The organism is Coleofasciculus sp. C1-SOL-03 (assembly GCF_040220555.1).
Classification (GTDB): domain Bacteria; phylum Cyanobacteriota; class Cyanobacteriia; order Cyanobacteriales; family Coleofasciculaceae; genus Coleofasciculus.
Genome location: NZ_JAVJUO010000061.1, coordinates 1 through 19,986, shown reverse-complemented (window position 1 = coordinate 19,986; position 19,986 = coordinate 1). Strand labels below are relative to the sequence as shown.

Below are 19,986 nucleotides of genomic sequence, written 5' to 3'. Positions count from 1 at the left end.
AGAGACGTTGCATGCAACGTCTCTACTCCTGATTGTGTGCCAAACTGGTAGAAGTGCTACTCATCAGTGTAAACAATTAGGGGCAAATCAATCATGTCACCTCGCCTCATCAATAATCGATATGCTATATCTCCCAATCCTCTCTCAGGAGGGATGGCTGAGGTTTATCGAGCAAGAGATTTAGAGGATGATGAGGAACGACGGGTTGCGGTAAAGTTATTCACACAAAGGAATATAGAGGAGGATATCATCGCTGAATCCTTCAGGCGCGAAACTCAAGCTCTCAAGGAATTGAAGTATCCCGGAATCGTGGAACTCCTCGACTCAGGTAAAGATGAACAGACGGGTAATCCTTTCCTGGTTCTGGAGTGGATGGAAAAGGATTTAACTGCACTTCTGAAAGAATCTCCGCTGGATGGCTGGGACTCATTTTGGCAGGCGGTAGCTTTGCCGATACTCGAAGCTTTGGCGTTCTCTCATAATCGTAACTGTGTTCACCGAGATATCAAACCCAGTAACATTTTAGTTGGTGGTGATGGCAAGCCAAAACTTGCTGACTTTGGCATTTCTAAGCTCAAAAGCTACCTGCAACCTAGTGTAACACTCAGAGAGTTTGTTTCTCGTCCCTTCACGCCGCCAGAGGAGGATGACGGTTCTTATACCTACACTCGCGATGTCTTCAGCTTCGGCGTTTTGGTACTCAAGTGCCTAACAACTGTAGATATCAATTACGATAGCATTCCTGAGGCGATCGCAGCCTTGAATGCGCCAGAGTCAATTATTGACATTATCGAGCGTGCTGTTTCCCTTGATCCCGCAGAACGTCCACAAAACGCCGAGGTTCTCCTCGCACAACTCCAAGCCATTCAAAGCACCCAAGCGCAAACTGGGTTGACGAAGACGCTGACTTGCTACTTAAAACTGACTCGAAATGCTCTGGAGAATTTACAAAATGAACTAAATGCCTCTGAAAATGAAATCCAGGATATTATTTTAGAGGATCTCAATACAGCTTGCGGCATCACTCGCTACAGAAAATTTAATGCCGCCAGTCCTGAAGAAGAATTCCCCGCAGGTCACTACTCTATATTTGGTGTTTCCTATAGCTATCATATAGCAGTAGAGCGAGACCATCTAGTCATCATCAACGCTCAATCTTTTTCGAGTGCTATACTCGAACAAAATCGGGAGCGTTCCTGGGAACCACCTTATGAATTTAAGTTTGGTAAACCTCTAGTGTTATCAAACGCCGAGGACGTTATTCGCGAACTTCAACTTGCTGTAGAAGAACACGCAGCTAACCTAAAACAGCGAAAAGCTGAAGAAGACAAGCAACGCTTATTTCGGATATGGGGTGATATTCTTAGAGCCAAGACAGATTGGGAAGAAAAACGCGAGACACCGATTCGGTATAAGAGCTTTACTGATCAGGGTAATCGCATTGTCTTTGAAATAGAATCCCTTCCAGATGACGATATTACTGGACAACCTCGTCATGTCAAGACTGCCAAGGGCTATAGCGTACTTCGGGGAGATGTTGAAGAAATAAACGATGATCAATTAATCCTCTATATCAGATATGGAAAGCCTGAACGATTACCAAAATCAGGAGAACTACGCTTTGATAGTCATGCGGCTGAAGTTGCCCTAAATCGTCAGAAAGCGGCTTTGGATGCTGTGCGATTTGACCGTGCTGTTCGCGCAGATTTACGCAATTTACTGGTTAATCCCCAACAAGCTTGTTCTCCAAATTTAGATAGAACTATACCGTTTATTCAATCCCTCAATTTGTCGCAGCAGGAAGTAGTTAAAGCGGCACTCTCGACTCAGGATTTTTTGATTGTTCAAGGTCCACCCGGTACAGGAAAAACAACATTTATTACAGAAGTTATCCTGCAAACGATTCAGCAAAACCCTGATGCGCGAATTCTGCTCAGTTCCCAGACTCATGTCGCCCTCGATAACGCCCTCGAACGGATTCAAGCGAAAAATCCTAACTTAAAATTGCTGCGGATTGGCAACCATGAGCGGGTATCAGAAAAGGTTCATTTGCTTCTGCTAGATGAACAGATGAATCAGTGGAAAAATGAAGTTATTGCTAAGGGACAACAGTTCATTGCTACTTGGTCAGCGCAACGCGGTATTTCTGCCGATGACAGTGAAATGTCAAGTCTGTTTCAAGAGTTAAAAAATATAGCCATGAAGCTTAAGACTCTGAAAGAAGAAATTAAAATTTGGCAGCAAGATTTAGATGAGATTTGCCCCAATGCCTACAATCCGGACAATCAAAACTCACTAGCGATAGAGAGAATACCTAAAGCCAGGGTAGATGAAGTTCAAAGTATTGTCGAAGAAATTGACCGTTTGCGTCAGCAGTCTAAACTGGCTCGTGATGAGGAAAAGAAAACAGCTAAACGCTTATATGAGTTAAGTGAAATTGAAGATAATGAACTCTTAAAAATGTCAGTTGAGGATCTGGAAGGTTATGCAAGCCTCTTGATTGATGACGCCAACAGTTCTGATGCGAATATGCTGCAAAAATTGCTGAGTATTCAGACGGAATGGTTTGATCAGTTTGGTCGCAATGAAACATTTACAACTCCTTTAATTAAGCGATCGCAAGTCGTGGCGGGAACCTGTATCGGGATTCCCAGAGACATTCAGGATATCGAATTTGACTTGTGTATTGTCGATGAAGCCTCCAAAGCGACGGCGACAGAAGCGTTGGTTCCCTTGGCGCGATCGCGACGCTGGATTCTGGTGGGTGATCCTAAACAACTTCCCCCATTCCAAGATGAAGCAAGTCGAGATACTGAATTTCTCAACAACTATGATCTGAATCAAGAGGATATTAAGGAAACGTTATTTGATTATCTCCTGAGAAGACTTCCCGAAGTTAACCGCAAGATGTTGACGATTCAACATCGCATGGTTAAACCGATTGGCGAGTTAGTTAGTCAGTGTTTTTATGAAGGTAAAATTGAAAGTGCAAGAACTGACATAGACACCAATCTAAACTCTGTTATCCCTAAACCAGTAACTTGGTTTACGACGACAAAACTGCAAAATTGTCACGAACAGTATGCTAATCCTAGCTATAACAATGTCTGTGAAGTAAACGTTATTATTAAAGTGCTCCAACAACTCAATCAGATGGCAATCAATGTTCCCACTAACTATAGCATTGCTGTATTAACCGGATATTCAGCACAATTAAAATTACTCAATCGTTACCTAGCTTCAGAATTAGATAAGTTGTCAGCACTGACAATTGAGTGCAATACCGTTGATGCATTTCAAGGGCGCGAAGCTGATATTGCTGTCTACTCGGTGACTCGTTCTAATAAAAAGGGTGACATGGGTTTTCTCCGGGAATCTGAGCGGCTGAATGTAGCGTTATCCAGAGGAAAAGTTGGTTTAGTTATTGTCGGCGATCATCACTTCTGTCGCACCTCACGCCATAATCCTCTTAGTCGAGTTGTGGATTATGTTGAGCGGAATCCAGAGTATTGTTCTCTCAAGGAGGCTGAGTAATGAATGTCCCGAAATATGACTTAATTTCCCCAGAACAATGTGAACAGGAAAAAATTGCTCGTCGCTACGATAATCGATCTGGCTTTGATTTGGTTAGCTATAAAGAAGTGGGTTTACCTGTTTATAAAATAACGGTTCAAGCTCTGACTCAAATTCGTAAGCCGATTCCTCCCATAGAAGAATATGTTTTAAAAGCCATTCATGCTGGGTTATCCTCAGAACAGGATATCGCTGGATTCCTGGGTTTAGAACCCTCTATTCTTAGAGAAGCCATGATTGAGCTACGGTTGAACGAAAATATCGACCTTATCGCTCCAGAAGACGCTGCGATGCAAGTTTGGAAGCTGACTAAAAAAGGAGAACGAACGCTCAAGGAAGCCCAAATTATTGTCCCCGAAGAGCGCAGTTTTACAATTAACTTTGATGGACTATTAAGATATGTACGCTGGTATGGACGATTAGAAACAAATTTGCTACGTCCCAGAGATTTGCGTCAGCAAGGAATGATGGAAATTCCAGCTTTTCCCGCAAAACCTCCAGAACTACCGGACATTAAACTAACGGATGTAGACGAAATTATTAGTCAAGCCGAAAAGGAGAGGAAAAGAACGCGATCGCGAGAACAAGATATTCTGGCTTTAAAGGCTATTGAGCGCCGACAGCGATTTTTTCAACCCGCATTAGCCCTAATCTATAAAGCCAAAGATAGGGATGAGGTGCAGGTTGCTTTTGCCATTGATGGTAGGCTATCCCCTGATCATGAACAAGCTTTTGCTCGTGCTAATGGTGCGAAGAAACTCCGTATCCTGGAAAATCTTAAGGACAGTGAATTCAAGACATTAGCTGAGGATATTTTAGGACGTGAATTTGTGGCTCAAGCTCCACTCGTTGAAGTGGAGGACATAAAAGACAAGGTAGCTTCGGTTCGCGATACTATTGAAACCACTCGCCAGAGTCTTGAACAAACCCAGACGGATCACGAAAAGAAAGAACTTGAGCAACAACTTCAAGCCGCTAACCAGGAAATAGAACAACTCCAGGCTCAACTCAATGCGGTTCCGATTCGTTGGTTAGAGGTGTACGAACATCGCCCTTTGCTCGAACAGGCGCTCCAAGATAGTCAAGAACGTCTTTTAATTATTTCCCCTTGGATTCGAGCCAACGCGACGAATGAGTGGTTAATTGAACAGCTAAAGAAACTTCTCAAGCGGGGAGTCAAGGTTTTTATTGGATATGGCTTAGGGGAAGATGACAATCAGAAAACCCGCGATAATAAAGCAGAAAAAGCGATAAAAAACTTAGAGCAGCAGTACGATAACTTTTGTCTCAAGCGTTTGGGTGATACCCACGCCAAAATCCTTATCTCTGACTCCAAGTTTGCTATTGTCACCAGTTTTAACTGGCTTTCATTTAAGGGAGATCCCAACCGCACATTCCGGGATGAACGGGGAACCTTAGTATCTGATTCGCAGAAAATTCAGGAATTATTCGACAAAGAGACGCAGCGATTTTAACTTGAGGTTCGTTCGTAGTAAGGGAACCTTAGCCCTAGCTTTTGTTAGGTAACATACATCAACCCCACCGACGGAATTGACACAGCTAAAATAGAATAAATCGGCAATTAATCACCAATTTCATAAATACTGTAACCCTTAATTGAAAATAAACATAGCACCCTCTTGGATTTGAGATTTAGGAATCAAGGATAACTTGGTGGGTTACGGCGGATAGATCATTCAATGGTTCGTTTCCGTGGGTTGAGTACCGCCTAACCCACCCTACTGTTGTGGCACACCTTATTTGGTGGATTAGAATTGTAGGGGCGCAAGGCTTGCGCCCGGTTTAAACGTCAAATCTATTCCACAATTTTAGCTGTGTCAGTCCACTACGGGTTAAGGTTTATCTATGTAGGTGTGCCAAGTCACTCCAAATGTAAACTTTTATAACGCTTTATCCCCTCACCCAAGCCTAGTGGTACGATGAACAACTAAAGCTAGGGGTGCCTGAGCAACCAGGCTGAGATTACACCCTGAGAACCTGAGACTGGTTAAGACCAGCGGAGGGAAGCGGTTTATGAAAAGGAATCTAATATGAGATCAGAATGGGTCGCCAAGCGGCAAGGACAGGGTAATGTTACACAAATGCACTATGCCCGCCAAGGTGTGATTACCGAGGAAATGCATCATGTCGCAAGGCGGGAAAACCTTTCCCCTGAGTTGATTCGGGATGAGGTGGCGCGGGGGCGCTTGATTATTCCTGCCAATATTAACCATACCAACTTAGAACCGATGGCGATCGGTATCGCCTCTAAGTGTAAGGTTAATGCCAATATTGGGGCGTCTCCTAATTCGTCCAATATTGACGAAGAAGTCGCCAAGTTGAACCTGGCGGTTAAATATGGCGCGGATACCGTGATGGATTTATCCACCGGGGGCGGAAACTTAGATGAAATCCGCACCGCGATTATCAACGCTTCCTCTGTACCCATTGGTACGGTACCCGTGTACCAAGCCCTGGAAAGCGTTTACGGTATGATCGAAAACCTGACAGCGGATGATTTTCTCCACGTTATTGAGAAACATGCCCAGCAGGGAGTTGATTACCAAACCATTCACGCCGGACTTCTGATTGAACATCTACCGTTGGTGAGAAATCGCCTCACCGGGATTGTCTCTCGCGGTGGTGGTATTCTGGCGAAGTGGATGCTGCACCATCATAAGCAGAATCCTCTCTATACCCACTTCGACGATATTATCGAGATTTTCAAGAAGTACGATGTCTCGTTCAGTTTAGGGGATTCCCTGCGTCCAGGTTGTACCCATGACGCCTCTGACGAAGCGCAATTAGCCGAACTGAAAACCCTCGGACAACTAACTCGCCGCGCTTGGGAACATGATGTGCAAGTGATGGTGGAAGGTCCCGGTCATGTGCCGATGGATCAAATTGAGTTTAATGTCAAGAAGCAGATGGAAGAGTGTTCTGAAGCCCCCTTCTATGTGTTAGGACCCTTGGTCACCGATATTGCTCCTGGTTATGACCATATCACGTCCGCGATCGGGGCAGCAATGGCGGGGTGGTATGGGACAGCCATGCTGTGCTATGTGACTCCGAAAGAACACTTAGGATTGCCCGATGCTGAAGACGTGCGAAATGGCTTAATTGCCTATAAAATAGCTGCCCATGCTGCCGATATTGGACGCCAGCGTCCCGGCGCACGCGACCGAGATGATGAACTTTCCCGCGCCCGTTATAACTTCGACTGGAACCGCCAGTTTGAGTTAGCACTTGACCCCGACCGGGCAAAAGAATATCACGACGAAACGTTGCCAGCAGATATCTATAAAACGGCTGAATTCTGTTCAATGTGTGGACCCAAGTTCTGCCCAATGCAAACCAAGGTTGATGCGGATGCGTTGACCGAATTGGAGAAGTTTTTAGCCAAAGAACCAGTTAAGCAAAGTTAGCCTTGAATTATAACACATAGAACAAAAGGGTGGGTCATTCCCACCTTTTTTATGTATTTTTTCGCGGTTTCGGTCAAAATAGTGACTAGCACGTCATGAATCTTCCTGCTTAACGTCGTGTCAGTTCATCAACACCAGGGTAGCTACTATTTATTGTGCCGCATCTCTAGACCGTTAACCCTTGTTTAAATCGAATCGCCAACGTAAAAGGTTAAAAAAAACTTTGATCAGAGGAATTGTCAGTATCATCAGATGGCTGGCAAAACTCGGTAAAGGTTTATATAACACGATCGCGTCGCGGCGATCGCGTCGGCGTTCCTCAGCCCAACCTCCGATGCAAGCGGCACCTGTACCCCGCAACGAAGCAGAGCGGATCAAGGCTCTTCAGGGGTACAACATCCTTGATACCCTACCTGAACAAGACTTTGATGACCTCACCGCCTTAGCCTCACACATCTGTGGGACTCCCATCGCCCTGATTAGCCTAATTGATCAAAATCGCCAGTGGTTTAAGTCAAAAGTTGGCATCGATGCGACACAAACACCCAGAGATCAGGCATTTTGCACTCATGCTATTCTGAATCCCGAAGATGTCATGATTGTACCCAACGCCTTAGAAGATGAGCGGTTTGCGGGTAACCCCCTGGTAACGTCTGATCCGAATATTCGATTTTATGCGGGTGCTCCCTTGGTGACCAAAGATGGGTTTCCCCTAGGAACCCTGTGTGTAATTGACCAGATTCCTCACGATCTCACACCGCAACAGATCAACGCCCTCCAAGCGCTAAGCCGTCAGGTGATTAACCAAATGGAACTACGGTTGAATTTAACTCGGTTAAATCGCCAAATTGCTCGACGCCGGGAAGTCGAAACCAAACAGCGTGTCTCAGATCAGCAAGTCGTCGAACTCCTGGAAAGCATGACTGATGGGTTTTTTGCCTTGGATCGGCAATGGCGGTTTACCTATGTTAATCAAGTCGGCGCTCAAATTTTACAGCGCCAACCGGACGAATTACTGCGTCAGAATATCTGGGACACTTTTCCCGATGCGGTAGGTTCAAAATTTGATCGGCAATATCACAAAGCGATGGATCAACAGAGTCCCGTCACCTTTGAAGCCTTTTACCCAACCATCAGGTGCTGGTTTGAAGTGCGGGCGTTTCCCTCCTATGAAGGACTCTCAGTTTTCTTTCATGACATTACCCAACGCAAGCAAACCAATGCGGCTTTAAAACGAGAAAAGCAAAAAGTTGAGAACTTGTTACTTAATATTTTGCCCCAACCCATTGCCAAGCAGTTGCAACATGAGCCAGGATTAATCGCTCAGAAACATGAAGATGTGACAATTTTATTTGCCGACTTGGTAAAGTTCACTCAACTAGCAGGTCAGATTTCTCCCCAAGAACTGGTTAGCTTGCTCAACAGGATCGTTTCGACGTTTGACCAACTCGCCCAAAAGCATGGTTTGGAAAAAATTAAGACCATTGGAGATGCTTATATGGTGGTTGGCGGACTACCCACCCCTCAGAGTAATCATGCCGATGCGATCGCGCAAATGGCACTGGATATGCAACAGAGCCTTGAACAAATTAACATTGCCACGGGTAAGAATTTTCGTTTACGGATTGGGATTAACACCGGAGTCGTCATTGCTGGCGTCATTGGCACAACTAAGTTTAGTTATGACATTTGGGGTGACGCGGTGAATATCGCTAGTCGCATGGAATCTCGCGGTAAACCAGACAAAATTCAGGTGACTGAGACAACGTACCAGCGCTTGCGAGACAAGTATGAGTTAGTTGAACGGGGGTTGATCCGGGTTAAAGGTAAGGGGAAGATGAAAACCTATTGGTTAATGGGGAAAAAGTCGTCAATTGTGCAACAGGGAAATTTATGAGATTGATTGATCAGTTAATTGTGAGCTTGAGCATAGTTCTATCTATTATAGGGATTTTTTGTTTCATTGCCGCCGCCAAAAAGGGAGAATCTGCCATCAAAGATCGACCCTATAAACGGAGTTCATTTACCACAGAAGTTTGTCCCCAAGAGGCGCTAAAGGTTATTATTCGCTATGCTTTACAGACAGATTATATGATTGAGGCTCTTGATGAAAACCAAAGATGGATCGTCTTAGGTAAACCAGTAACCTTTACAAGTTGGGGCTTTTTCTTCCCAATTTGGATCACAAATCGTGGCGACAAAAAAACCTTGATTGATGTGGGAATTCAGAGTAAAGCGGGACAAATAGGAGTGCTTGTCTCGCGGACGCACGAGAGATTTTTTAACGGAATTAAAGCGGCGTTTTTGGTGAAACTTTAGTTGTCAATACTTACTGATGAGGTACAGCCTTAAGCAAGATCCCCGACTTCTTGGAGAAGTCGGGGATCTATCTGTGTACCTCAATAACAAATGACAAATGACAACCCACCTACTTTTCCTGGAGGTGCTGCTGATAGCGTTGTTGAATGTCCTGAATCGTAAACACCGCTTGAAACGCTAACCCAACCGACTGGTAAAACTCAGCACCGCCTTGCTGACGGTCAACCAACGCCAGCACCTGATCCACCTGATACCCCGCCTCTCGCAGTCGCTCAACGGCTTTCATTGCTGATTTTCCCGTGGTTACCACATCTTCTAACACCACAACCTTGGCTCCGGCTGGCAAATTCGGACCCTCGATATATGCCCTTGTCCCATGTCCTTTGGCTTCTTTACGGATAATTAAAGCAGGAATAGGTCGGTTTTTTATCGCGGACACCACACTCACCGCGCTGACAATCGGATCAGCGCCCAAGGTCAAACCCGCAACAGCTTGAGTATCCTGGGGAAGGAGAGACAGTAGCAATTGTCCAATTGCTAACCCTCCGTGAGGATGCAGCGTCACCTGTTTGCCATTAATGTAATAGGAACTGCGCTGTCCTGATGAGAGAACAAAGTCTCCCTCTTGGTAAGCCAGTTGACAAAATAAATCCAGCAGTAACTGACGTTGAGACGTTAATTGGGGTGAAGTATCCAGAGAAAGCAATGGTTTACTGTTGTCAGCCATGATAGTCAGATGGTGAAAATCCAATCACTACTATACTGAATTCAAATATCAGAATATGATTGAGGAAAAGTGAGGCGAAGAATTATGCATAAGAGGTTGAGGATATGGCTCCGGGGTTTGGTCGTTGCGGCGTCCACAGTAGTAGCTAGCACAGCACTGGCACAAACCGAACCCTCAGACTTTGAACCAGTCCGCCTAGATACCATTCCAAACACCTTTGAGCGAGCGTTTTTCAATGAATCGGGAACGTTTTACGAAAACCGCAGTCTTGGGCGTCAGCTCGAATATATCATTGGTCCGGGTGGAATCGGGAGTGCGGGATTTCCAGATTTGGAACTGGAGCGAGATGCCGAATTGATTAATATTCTCTACGAGGATGCATTAAACCGACAGTTTGCCACTGATCCAGTGATTCGCACACCAGATTTACCGAATCCTTTCGACACCTCGGTGCGGTTATTGCCTGTTTCTGAGCGCTTTAGACCCCAAGCGAGTCCGCGAATTGAAGGGACTGAGTTTTTCTTTGAAGCTCCATTGCCACGGTAGCGGCTAGATATCAGCCACTTGAGCGGGGGAGGATGGCATCACAAAATCCAGGGTGCAGGAGTTGAACCTGCCTAGGGCGAATTATGAGTTCGCTGCCTCAACCGCTCGGCCAACCCTGGTTAATCGGTCTCTCTCTATATTATCATGACACGGCGAGAAGACCCCGCCCATAGGTCGTATGGGGGATGAATCGCCAGTGAAAGGAAACACACCGTCGAGTAATCTAGTCCTAAGAGTTATAGACTTATGCTATTCTTGACTAATCTTAGCCACCCGATGATCGCTTTGGGGATATGACCATTAGTTTTAGGGTAAGCTGTCACTTGTCTCGATGCGCTATAACCATAAGTCGTGTTACTTTTCCTCTATAACTTGAATCAGTAATGAAATTCAACTCGACTGTAGCACTCACTCTGATTCTGCTGGCAATGATGTTAGGTGCTGGCTTTGTGAGTGCCATGTGGGGATTTTCCCTAGGTCATGAAGCTCTTAAAGGTGTGACTCAGCCCGATGTTCGCCCGACGAAAAAGCTGGCAAATAACCAGGAGGTTGAACCTGGAGCCAAAGAGGTTGCGCTGTTGAATGAACGGGATATCCTGGTTAACGTTCATGCCTATATCCATGACCAAGACGACCAAGACCAGGATAAAGACTCCAAAACCGATACTAACGACTCTGAGTCAAACAGCCAGAGTGAGACACAGAAGCCAGAGGAGTCCGCTACAGAAAATCAGCAATCTGAACGGGAAGACGAATCCTCTGAATCGGATGTATTTGACACAGAGACATCGTTTACCAGTAGTGGCTCAAATCAAAATTTACCGCTCAAAAGCCAAGATCGGGGGGTCACGTTGGAGGTTCGTTCCGCCAATCTTCAGGGAGGCTCATTGTTGCTGGATGTTAGTTTAAAGAATGAGGGCGATAATCCGGTTCGATTTCTTTATAGTTTTTTAAATGTTACCGATGATCAAGGTCGAGCGTTGAGTGCGATCACCGAAGGATTACCGGGAGAATTGCCATCAAATGGTGAGGAATTTTCGGGTACGGTGAGTATTCCTACAGCATTGCTGGATGACGCCAAGGCGCTTTCGTTAACCTTGACTGATTATCCCGATCAAAAACTTAAGCTGAAAATGTCGGAAATCCCTGTCGCCTGGTAAACAGAAACGGAGTAGGTTGGGAAAATGCAGCGTGAAAGCAGCTCCCGTTCAAGTAGGTTGGCTAGTACAAGAAGGCAGAAAGAAGTCCGAAGGCAGATGGCAGAAGGCTATAAGGAACATAATGTAGCTGCTTTTAAGGAGCTTGTTAACTGGTTAGTATTTGAAGCGGCGCTGCACTAGAGCGATCGCCAAATCCAACGGGTTAACAAGGGGGTTGGGTCAGTCCTGTTGGTGCCAATACACCCAACTATATTAAGTTCTGTAAATAGTCCTCAAACCCTTACATAAGACGAAGGACGAATGACGATCACCGCCGTTAACTTTAATTGTCCCCACCTACTCACTGCTTTTGCTGGTTACCTGCTACCAATCTTATGGTTGCCAATTTAATAGTTTTCCTAACTGCGAGTGCTTCTACGCCCCTTACCAGCCGGGACATGCTATTGCGATTATTATTAGTCCTGCTCTTGATTGCCATCAATGCCTTTTTTGTCACGGCTGAATTTTCCATGGTGTCGGTACGGCGATCGCGGATCAACCAATTGGTGGATGCGGGGGATGTGCAAGCGAAGACGGTTCAATCGCTACAACAGAGTATTGAACGGCTACTCTCGACGACTCAGTTAGGCATTACTCTATCCAGTTTAGCCTTGGGTTGGATTGGCGAGAATACCGTCGCCGTTTTTGTCGCCGCGATACTGACTCAATTACCCCTACCGCCGCAGATGGTTCAAGGAATCGCTCATTCTCTGGCAATTCCGGTGGGATTTTTCCTGATTGCTTATCTGCAAATTGTTCTGGGTGAACTCTGTCCGAAATCCGTAGCGCTAATGTATTCTGAAGAGTTGGCTCGGTTTTTGGGTCCTCCAAGTCTAGTGATTGCCCGATTTTTTAATCCGTTTATTTGGATTTTGAATCAATCAACGCGCTGGTTATTGCGACTGGTTGGGGTGCAATATACGGGGGGATGGTGGAATAACCAAGTGACCCCAGAAGAGTTGCAGTTAATTATTACCACTGAGCGGGAATCAACGGGTTTAGAAGCCGAAGAACGAGAGCTACTGAATAATGTTTTTGAATTTGGCGAAGTTTTGGCAACCGAGGTGATGGTTCCGCGCACCAGCATTGACGCTATTCCCAGTACAGCAACGGTGCAAATGGTATTAGAAGAAATTGCCAATACGAACCATTCTCGCTATCCGGTAACAGGGGAATCACTGGATGATATTCGCGGGATTATCCATTTTAAAGAGTTAGCGAAACCCTTATCGGAGCGAAAATTAACCTTAGATACACCGATTGAACCCTGGATTCGTCCCGCCCGATTTGTCCCGGAGTTAACCCCCTTGAGTGAACTCCTACCCCTGATGCAGCGATCGCACTTGGCGATGGTGATGGTGGTGGATGAGTTTGGTGGTACGGCGGGCTTGGTGACGCTGAAGGATTTGGTGGCGGAAATTATTGGGGATAACCCAGAACCGGAAAGCCTAGAAGAAGTACCGATTCAAATTGTGGATGAACAAACCTTTTTAGTTCAAGCCCAGATGGATTTAGAAGAGGTTAACGAACTTTTGGATTTAAATTTACCGATAACCGATGAATATCAAACCTTGGCGGGTTTTTTATTATATCAGTTGCAAAAAATCCCCACTCAAGGGGAAATTTTAAATTATGAAAATCTGGAGTTAACGGTTATTTCAGCCGAAGGACCCCGCCTGAATAGAATTCGCATTCATCGGTATGAACCGCCAGCGGTTCCGGTTGAAGATGTGTCGGAAACAGATGTGACCTCAGAGATTACTTCAACTGAGAATACAACAAATGGAACCCAAGGTGATACTCCAGAGAATTCCACTAATGATTTAGAGTGACACTCTTCCTTATTCTAGAAGGAAGATTCTATCCCACCTTCCGCACGTCAAGTTGTAGTATGCCAAGTAGTACGGAAAAACTGGGTAGCTTGGCGAACTTTTTACGTATAAATACTTAGATTTTTCAGTTTTTATGTTCGCCAAGCTACCCACAAGGCGTAATCATCACGTATTACATTATGAAGTGCGGAATGTGGGTGCTCAAGTTTCCCCTCAGCAGTTAGCCAACTGGGGGAAATTTGCGGTAACGAGGCTTGGGGGGTTTGGCTTAACACCAGAGGTAAGACTTCTTGGTAAATTGGATTCGCGATCGCTAAACCCCCCTCTTGACTCATGCGACACAAGCCTAAATCTATTAGGAATTGCAGATCATCCTGGGGAATATCGTCTAACTCCTGACCAACCAACATCGGTTCAATCACGGCTCGCACCCGATCTTCACGTAGGATACTGGCTAAACTATCCAGATGAGTATCTTGACGTTGAATCAGGATTTCTTTTGCTGTCTCAATGTGGTCTACAGTAATCGGTTGAGTCGGATCAGACACTAACTCTTCGACAATTTCTTTGGCTAAGGCATTCACCAACCAGGGTTGTCCCTGAGTTAATTCAAATGCTCGCTCTACTGCCTCAAGCTCAAACACCTGCCCGGTTTCAGTCCTATGCTGCTCGTACAATTGGGCGACTTCGGCACAGGTGAAGTTTCTCAAAGTCAAGGATTTAATCTTAATATTGAACGGACTAGCCGTATTCAGACGACGACTCCCCCCAGACGCCAGCTTATAATCCCGCACATCCCGCACCCCAATCAGCGCCAGAGAATGGGGAAATCCTTGAGGACGGTTGGGATATCCGGAGCGCAATTGACGGAGTACAGAAATCAGGGTTTCGTCCTGTAAGGCATCAATTTCATCAATGAAGATTACCAGGGGACGCGGGGAATGCTGCGCCCACTCACTCAACGCTGTACCAATGCGCTGTCCTGGAGACGATCGCGTCCAGGAAGGGGGTTGCAGATCGGGCGGAAGACGAAATTTTGCCCCATTCTTCCAAGAGTCAAGAATGGCGGCTTCTGCTGCTCCGGGATCATGGGGAAAGGCAGCTCCTACTTCTACCGATAGCATCACGGCGGTGTATTGCCCATTGGCTGTCAATTGCTGACCTAGAGCTAGCATGGCAGTGGTTTTACCTGTTTGCCGAGGTGCATGAATGACAAAATAGCCCTGCTGCTCAATCAGTCGGTCTAGTTGGGGTAGCCGAGCCAAGGGCGGAAGCATATAGTGAATATCTGCTTTGCACGGTCCTGCCGTGTTAAACCATTTGGGCATGGGCAGATGGGAAGTAAGCTATTTCTCTATCTTACAGAACAGCGATAGTGCAGGCTCCCTCGTGATTCATCCGAGGGATGAAACCAAGCCTGTCACTGCTAAAAAACACGGTACTGTACTAAGTTTTGTAAATAAATAAGCCTAATCCAGAAACCGTAGGGGCGCACCGACGTGCGCCCGATTCAATGGTCATATCCAACTTTTCACGCCATTTATTATGGTAGGGGTACGATATTATCGTGCCCCTACAGGGAGCAGAGGGAGCAAGATGTTAAAATTCAAACACAGGCATAAGCTGTAACAAGCCTAATCCTAACTCTTTAACCGAGAGCGATCGCGCTTCAAAAAACGCCATCATGTCCTTGGGTTGAGGATTACCACGAGAAGCACCTTTGAGTCCTCTGGCAATAATTAATCCGCAGTAGCCCTTTGTTTGTAAACACCGTTGTTCCCAATGCTCACGACTCGCCGTATGAGCCGGATCAGCTTCGGGAAACTCGCCAAAAAGGTAAAGATGACTATCTCCTGTTTGTAGAATACCCAAATCATAGCGATCGCCAGCTAGAGGATCTTCTCCGGGGTTAAAACCAATCCCCTTGAGTCCCCCGGCTGTTTGAATTTGCTCGATTAACACTTTAGCTTTCGGGCGAGTGGTTTGAATTAACACCACAGGTAACCCTTCTCCTAGGGGCGGAGCGTCTTGAGACTGATAAAAATCAATATCCTCCTGTAGCAGTGCTATACTCTCCCAGGGCATCATCCCCAAACTCAGATAGGAATCTTTCGGAATTAAGTCATCCCTTAGCGGAAGCTCCAGTTCCGCCTCATCCTCCTCATCCTCATCATCATACCAGTCCTCGTCATCCACCTCATCAATTGCCATCTCCCACAACTCAGAGGCGATCTCTGGTCGTGTAGACACTTTGATCGACACTTTTGATTTTGACTCCGTATCCTCATCTTCCGCATTGACAGGAATAGGGATGCGGAAGCGCTTGTTCATCGCCGGAAAATCTTCCGCCGCTAATTTTCGGGATGACCCTTGGAAAAATCGATGTAGGGCTTCTAGCGCCATATACACAAGCAGGGCTTCTTCCTCATCCAGAAAGGGGCGCATTCCCTCTAATGGATGCACCGCGCCAAAGCTGGGCAAAATCTCTTCAACGGATAAATCCGCTAAATCCACATCCTCATCATCCTCAAAGTCCTCATCCGCTGCTTCATACGTAATAAACAAGCAATCTTGTCCCAAAAATGCCTGTTCCATCGCCTCGACCGATTCCTGATTGACGACCGACTCCCGAAACCGTTGCAGCGAATCCAAGGAGCGATAGAGCAAAATTCCGTACTCCACACCCAGCATACCCATGATCGAGACGTAGAACTCACTCACATCCCAGCGATTTAATTCCACACTCAGGATCTGGTGGTCAGCCAAGACATCCCAAGGCGCATCCAGCCAAATCTCATACGCCTTACCGATCAACAGATCAGCATACTTCGGGGGTAAGGTTGGCTGGCGCTGGAGGGCGATTTCCTCAAACCCGCGAAACAACTCATCAATTAGGGGTAAATCGGGAACATAATCGATGGCAATTTCCAACTCTTGCAGCACCCCACGTAATAAAAACTGAACTTCGCGATCGCGTACCACAATTTTAGAGGGACGGGCGGGTCGAGCCGGACTTTGGGGATGTTCCATGGCTCGCAATAAGGTGCGAACAATCGCTTCAGGTCCCATTTCTGAGGAGACGATATCCATCGCCCGGACAATTCCTTCTGAGCCATCCACCCAAAGAATGCACTCATTATTACCCTCAGCATCAAAATCACCCTGATCGGATACAGTCACTAAAGAACGGCGATCCCCTTCCCAGACGCTGGGTATTTGGGGTAACCGTTTGAGCCGACGACGAGTATTGCGATTGAGAGCAGACATAGGGTATTTGGCAATAAGTGCAAAAACCATGGCAAGTCAGCCATGATCAATAATAGATACTCCTATTAAACCGCAATACCTTCCGGGCTGCGCTTCATTGTTTGGAGAAAGGAGTTCCCAAGAAAATTTTTATGAGGTAAATACACGCAAAAGGCTCAGTCTCGATAAACTTGATCCATAAGCGTGGCACATCAGTCGTTCGTCATCCAAGTTTAACCTAACCAGGAGTTACAACATACTCATGACACAAGCAACAACACAGCAACGAGGAATCCAACTGACCGAACAAGCCCTCAAGCATATTGTGGCGCTGCGAGACCAACAAGGACAAGATTTATACTTGCGGGTTGGTGTCCGTCAGGGGGGCTGTTCCGGGATGTCTTACATGATGGATTTTGAAGATCCGAGTAAGGTACGGGATAACGATGAAGTGTTTGACTACGAAGGCTTCAAAATAATATGTGATCCCAAAAGCATCCTGTACCTGTACGGTTTGGTCTTAGATTACAGCAATGCCATGATTGGGGGAGGCTTCCAATTCACCAACCCCAACGCCAATCAAACCTGTGGCTGTGGTAAATCCTTTGGCGTTTAGTTAAAAACGGGGGAATAGGACGGGAGTAGGGGTTTGGTAACCAAACCCCTACTGCATTTAAAATCAGATCGCGGTAACCCTAAAATTGAATCGATGACCGAAACTGTTAATTCTCTGTTCGAGAGTGGCTTAGAACGCTACAACGCGGGTGAGGGACCCGATTCCCTGATTCCCGTATTTAAACAACTGTGCGATCGCTCCCCGAAAAACGCCGCCGCTTGGAGTTGTCTAGCTTGGTTGTATTTGCTGGATGACCAAGCGGAACGGGCATATAAAGTAGCGCTTAAGGGGACGAAAATTGATGCCAATGCGCCCCAAGCGCGAGTCAACCTAGCGGTAGCGATGTTGGAAACCGGGCAAACTGGGGTGCGTAAACACATCGATACCGTTAAGCAGATGATGGCGACGGATTCTCAAATTCGTCAGGATGTCTTTGAGAGTATTGAGGATGGACTGAGTAGGAAGTCTGACTGGGATAGTTTAAAGCGGGTTAAACAATGGCTATCTGAAGGGTGACTTTTCACGGCATCTTGGGCGTGGGGGCTGGGTGTCGGGTGTCGGGTGTCGGGTGTCGGGTGTCGGGTGTCGGGTGTCGGGTGTCGGGTGTCGGGTGTCGGGTGTCGGGTGTCGGGTGTCGGGTGTCGGGTGTCGGGTGTCGGGTGTCGGGTATCGGGTGTCGGGTGTGGGGAAAATCATACATTCTTCGGGCATCCCGCTATCCCTCCTCGCCCTACAAGAGTTGAGGACGAGGATTCCCGCGATTTTGTTGAACCGATGTTTCAGGCTCAGCTTCTCGATACACTAGAGATTAGACGTCATTGGATCAACCAATGACCAATGACATAAGACCAATGACATAAGACCAATAACCTATGACCCAAACACTGTTAGTTGGTCTAAAGGCAGACCAGTTCCGTCATCCCCTTGATTTCCAAGCCACCCAAGCCTTGAAGCAGTTCCCTGGACTGGACTTGATGGTGCGAAATCTCCTCGGACCTGTGGCGGAACAATTCTTTTACCTGAATAATATTGCTGCTAGCGTTTTGGTAGGCGAAAATCAGCTACCGCACCTGCATAATTTACTCCTAGACGCCTGCAAAACCCTGGACTTAGAACCCCCTCAACTGTATGTGCAGCAGCATCCTGTGCCAAATGCTTATACCTTTGCCATGCGCGGGAAGCAGCCATTTATCGTCCTGCACACCGCTTTAATCGATATGCTCACCCCAGACGAAATTCAGGCGGTGATAGCTCACGAATTGGGACATCTCAAATGCGAACATGGGGTTTATCTCACACCGCTTAACATTATGATCTTAGCGGCGTCTTTACTGCCCAATTGGGGGGCTGTGATTGCCCAAAGCCTTCAGGAACAGATGCTGGAGTGGTTAAGGTGTGCGGAATTTTCCTGCGATCGCGCGGCGCTGCTAGCCACTCAGAATCCCAGAGTGGTGATGTCGGTACTAATGAAACTGGCTGGCGGTTCACCCACCCTAGCCCCCCAACTCAACCTCGACGCCTTTATCGCCCAAGCCAGAGCCTATGATGATATCAGTAATTCGGAATTGGGAGAACTGCTCAAATCCGCTCAAACTGCCCAATTAAGCCACCCTGTACCTGTACTACGGGCGCGGGAAATTGATAAATGGGCAAGTTCTCAAGCCTATCAGTCCTTGCTACAACCGACATCTATTGGCTATAATGAAAAGGTTGCATCCAAGGGCGGATGGCGAAATTGGTAGACGCACCACACTCAAAATGTGGCGACCTCTGGTCATGAGAGTTCGAGTCTCTCTCCGCCCATTCCGATTCAGAGGTGGTGATTATGGCACAACGACTCAAGCGGTGGGAGTCTCCTCGCCGTCAAGGGCGAAACGATAAAGGCAAAGGCGGTTCCGCCAGAGCCAGACAACTGAAGAAGCAACGGCAAATGTTGCGGAAAACGTTGAAAGACAACGAAAAAGCCGAACAACAGAATCAGCAAGGGGGAAGAGAAAAAGACACTCTTCCCTCTTTTTTTGGTATGTATATCGCCTAGGTTTGTACAGTAGGGGCTGCTGTAGGGACTATCAGGAAAAATGAACCCTTGCTCCCCCCGCTCCCAGACGTGCCATGGCACGTCTCTACATTGGCTTCCCCAGCTTCAAGAGATCCCCCTCACCACAGCACTTATTCACCAGACCCTACTTATAGATGTCATATCATGTCCGTCCAAACACTCATTATTCCCTTGTACCTTGCAACCTTCCTCCTTCCCTTGGAGCCCTTCTGCTGAGGGGGTGACAAGGAACTTGAGGGTACTACTGGGTGTAGGGTGTAGGGTGTAGGGTGTATGTAGGGTGTATGTAGGGTGTAGGGTGTATGTAGGGTGTAGGGTGTAGGGTGTAGGGTGTAGGGTGTAGGGTGTAGGGTGTAGGGTGTAGGGTGTAGGGTGTCAACACCGAGCGGAGTCGAGGTGTTGAACTTTAAAAAGGGAGTAACAAAAAACTCTATTGTTTATGCG

The 19,986-nt window shown here is 46.6% G+C and carries 15 protein-coding genes, 2 tRNA genes, 1 pseudogene and 1 riboswitch; of the genes and pseudogenes, 14 read left to right on the top strand and 4 right to left on the bottom strand.

Annotation, left to right across the window (positions count from 1 at the left end; all coding sequences use genetic code 11):
* Window positions 1-93: 93 nt before the first annotated feature.
* The 5 genes from RIE73_RS09445 (at window position 94) to RIE73_RS09425 (ending at window position 9,317) form a co-directional block, all read left to right on the top strand.
* Window positions 94-3,534 carry an AAA domain-containing protein gene (locus RIE73_RS09445; protein WP_446400951.1) on the top strand — a complete coding sequence of 1,147 codons (3,441 nt, stop codon included), beginning with the start codon at window positions 94-96 and terminating at the stop codon, window positions 3,532-3,534.
* Window positions 3,534-5,048: a phospholipase D-like domain-containing protein gene (locus RIE73_RS09440; RefSeq protein ID WP_446400950.1), complete on the top strand. Its 1,515-nt coding sequence runs from the start codon at window positions 3,534-3,536 to the stop codon at window positions 5,046-5,048. Before RIE73_RS09445 ends, RIE73_RS09440 begins: the two co-directional genes overlap by 1 nt.
* 471 nt (window positions 5,049-5,519) lie before the next feature.
* Window positions 5,520-5,616, top strand: a riboswitch (TPP riboswitch).
* 8 nt (window positions 5,617-5,624) lie between these two features.
* Complete coding sequence (gene thiC, locus RIE73_RS09435; protein ID WP_446400949.1) at window positions 5,625-6,998, top strand: phosphomethylpyrimidine synthase; 1,374 nt, start codon at window positions 5,625-5,627, stop codon at window positions 6,996-6,998.
* 223 nt (window positions 6,999-7,221) lie between these two features.
* Window positions 7,222-8,895, top strand: coding sequence for an adenylate/guanylate cyclase domain-containing protein (locus RIE73_RS09430; RefSeq protein ID WP_446400948.1), 1,674 nt, complete (start codon window positions 7,222-7,224; stop codon window positions 8,893-8,895).
* The gene (locus tag RIE73_RS09425; RefSeq protein ID WP_446400947.1) at window positions 8,892-9,317 is read left to right on the top strand and encodes a hypothetical protein; all 426 of its coding nucleotides are present in this window, start codon (window positions 8,892-8,894) and stop codon (window positions 9,315-9,317) included. Before RIE73_RS09430 ends, RIE73_RS09425 begins: the two co-directional genes overlap by 4 nt.
* 109 nt (window positions 9,318-9,426) lie before the next feature.
* Here the strand turns inward: RIE73_RS09425 and pyrE are convergent, their stop codons facing one another.
* Complete coding sequence (pyrE, locus tag RIE73_RS09420; protein ID WP_446400946.1) at window positions 9,427-10,044, bottom strand: orotate phosphoribosyltransferase; 618 nt, start codon at window positions 10,042-10,044, stop codon at window positions 9,427-9,429.
* 84 nt (window positions 10,045-10,128) lie between these two features.
* Here pyrE and RIE73_RS09415 point away from each other — a divergent pair, with 84 nt between their 5' ends.
* The gene (locus RIE73_RS09415) at window positions 10,129-10,590 is read left to right on the top strand and encodes a hypothetical protein (protein ID WP_446400945.1); all 462 of its coding nucleotides are present in this window, start codon (window positions 10,129-10,131) and stop codon (window positions 10,588-10,590) included.
* Window positions 10,591-10,636: 46 nt separating this feature from the next.
* On the opposite strand, the gene RIE73_RS09410 is transcribed toward RIE73_RS09415, so the two are convergent.
* Window positions 10,637-10,709: transfer RNA gene (locus tag RIE73_RS09410), tRNA-Ile, on the bottom strand.
* Between the two features lie 264 nt (window positions 10,710-10,973).
* Here RIE73_RS09410 and RIE73_RS09405 point away from each other — a divergent pair.
* Together RIE73_RS09405 and RIE73_RS09400 are read left to right on the top strand one after the other, a co-directional pair.
* Window positions 10,974-11,750 (top strand): hypothetical protein, encoded by a 777-nt coding sequence (locus RIE73_RS09405; RefSeq protein ID WP_446400944.1) that lies wholly within the window; start codon window positions 10,974-10,976, stop codon window positions 11,748-11,750.
* A 437-nt stretch (window positions 11,751-12,187) separates the two neighbouring features.
* Window positions 12,188-13,621, top strand: a complete 1,434-nt coding sequence (locus RIE73_RS09400) for a hemolysin family protein (RefSeq protein WP_446400943.1) — start codon at window positions 12,188-12,190, stop codon at window positions 13,619-13,621.
* A gap of 203 nt (window positions 13,622-13,824) precedes the next feature.
* Here RIE73_RS09400 and RIE73_RS09395 read toward each other — a convergent pair.
* Window positions 13,825-14,949 (bottom strand): annotated as a pseudogene (locus RIE73_RS09395) (ATP-binding protein); the annotation flags it as partial.
* 271 nt (window positions 14,950-15,220) lie between these two features.
* A complete protein-coding gene (locus RIE73_RS09390) occupies window positions 15,221-16,888 on the bottom strand; it encodes a DUF6930 domain-containing protein (protein ID WP_446400942.1) in 1,668 nt (555 codons plus the stop codon).
* A 241-nt stretch (window positions 16,889-17,129) separates the two neighbouring features.
* Between RIE73_RS09390 and RIE73_RS09385 the strand changes: the two genes are divergently transcribed.
* The 6 genes from RIE73_RS09385 to RIE73_RS09360 all read left to right on the top strand — a co-directional run bounded on the left by RIE73_RS09385 (window position 17,130) and on the right by RIE73_RS09360 (window position 19,521).
* Window positions 17,130-17,483 carry a HesB/IscA family protein gene (locus RIE73_RS09385; protein ID WP_446357802.1) on the top strand — a complete coding sequence of 118 codons (354 nt, stop codon included), beginning with the start codon at window positions 17,130-17,132 and terminating at the stop codon, window positions 17,481-17,483.
* Window positions 17,484-17,576: 93 nt separating this feature from the next.
* Window positions 17,577-17,999, top strand: coding sequence for a tetratricopeptide repeat protein (locus tag RIE73_RS09380; RefSeq protein ID WP_446400969.1), 423 nt, complete (start codon window positions 17,577-17,579; stop codon window positions 17,997-17,999).
* The gene (locus tag RIE73_RS09375; RefSeq protein ID WP_446400941.1) at window positions 17,996-18,226 is read left to right on the top strand and encodes a hypothetical protein; all 231 of its coding nucleotides are present in this window, start codon (window positions 17,996-17,998) and stop codon (window positions 18,224-18,226) included. Before RIE73_RS09380 ends, RIE73_RS09375 begins: the two co-directional genes overlap by 4 nt.
* A gap of 129 nt (window positions 18,227-18,355) precedes the next feature.
* Window positions 18,356-19,225 carry a M48 family metallopeptidase gene (locus RIE73_RS09370; protein ID WP_446400940.1) on the top strand — a complete coding sequence of 290 codons (870 nt, stop codon included), beginning with the start codon at window positions 18,356-18,358 and terminating at the stop codon, window positions 19,223-19,225.
* Window positions 19,204-19,286 (top strand) — tRNA-Leu (locus RIE73_RS09365). Before RIE73_RS09370 ends, RIE73_RS09365 begins: the two co-directional genes overlap by 22 nt.
* Before the next feature lie 22 nt (window positions 19,287-19,308).
* Window positions 19,309-19,521: a hypothetical protein gene (locus RIE73_RS09360; RefSeq protein ID WP_446400939.1), complete on the top strand. Its 213-nt coding sequence runs from the start codon at window positions 19,309-19,311 to the stop codon at window positions 19,519-19,521.
* Window positions 19,522-19,986 lie beyond the last annotated feature (465 nt).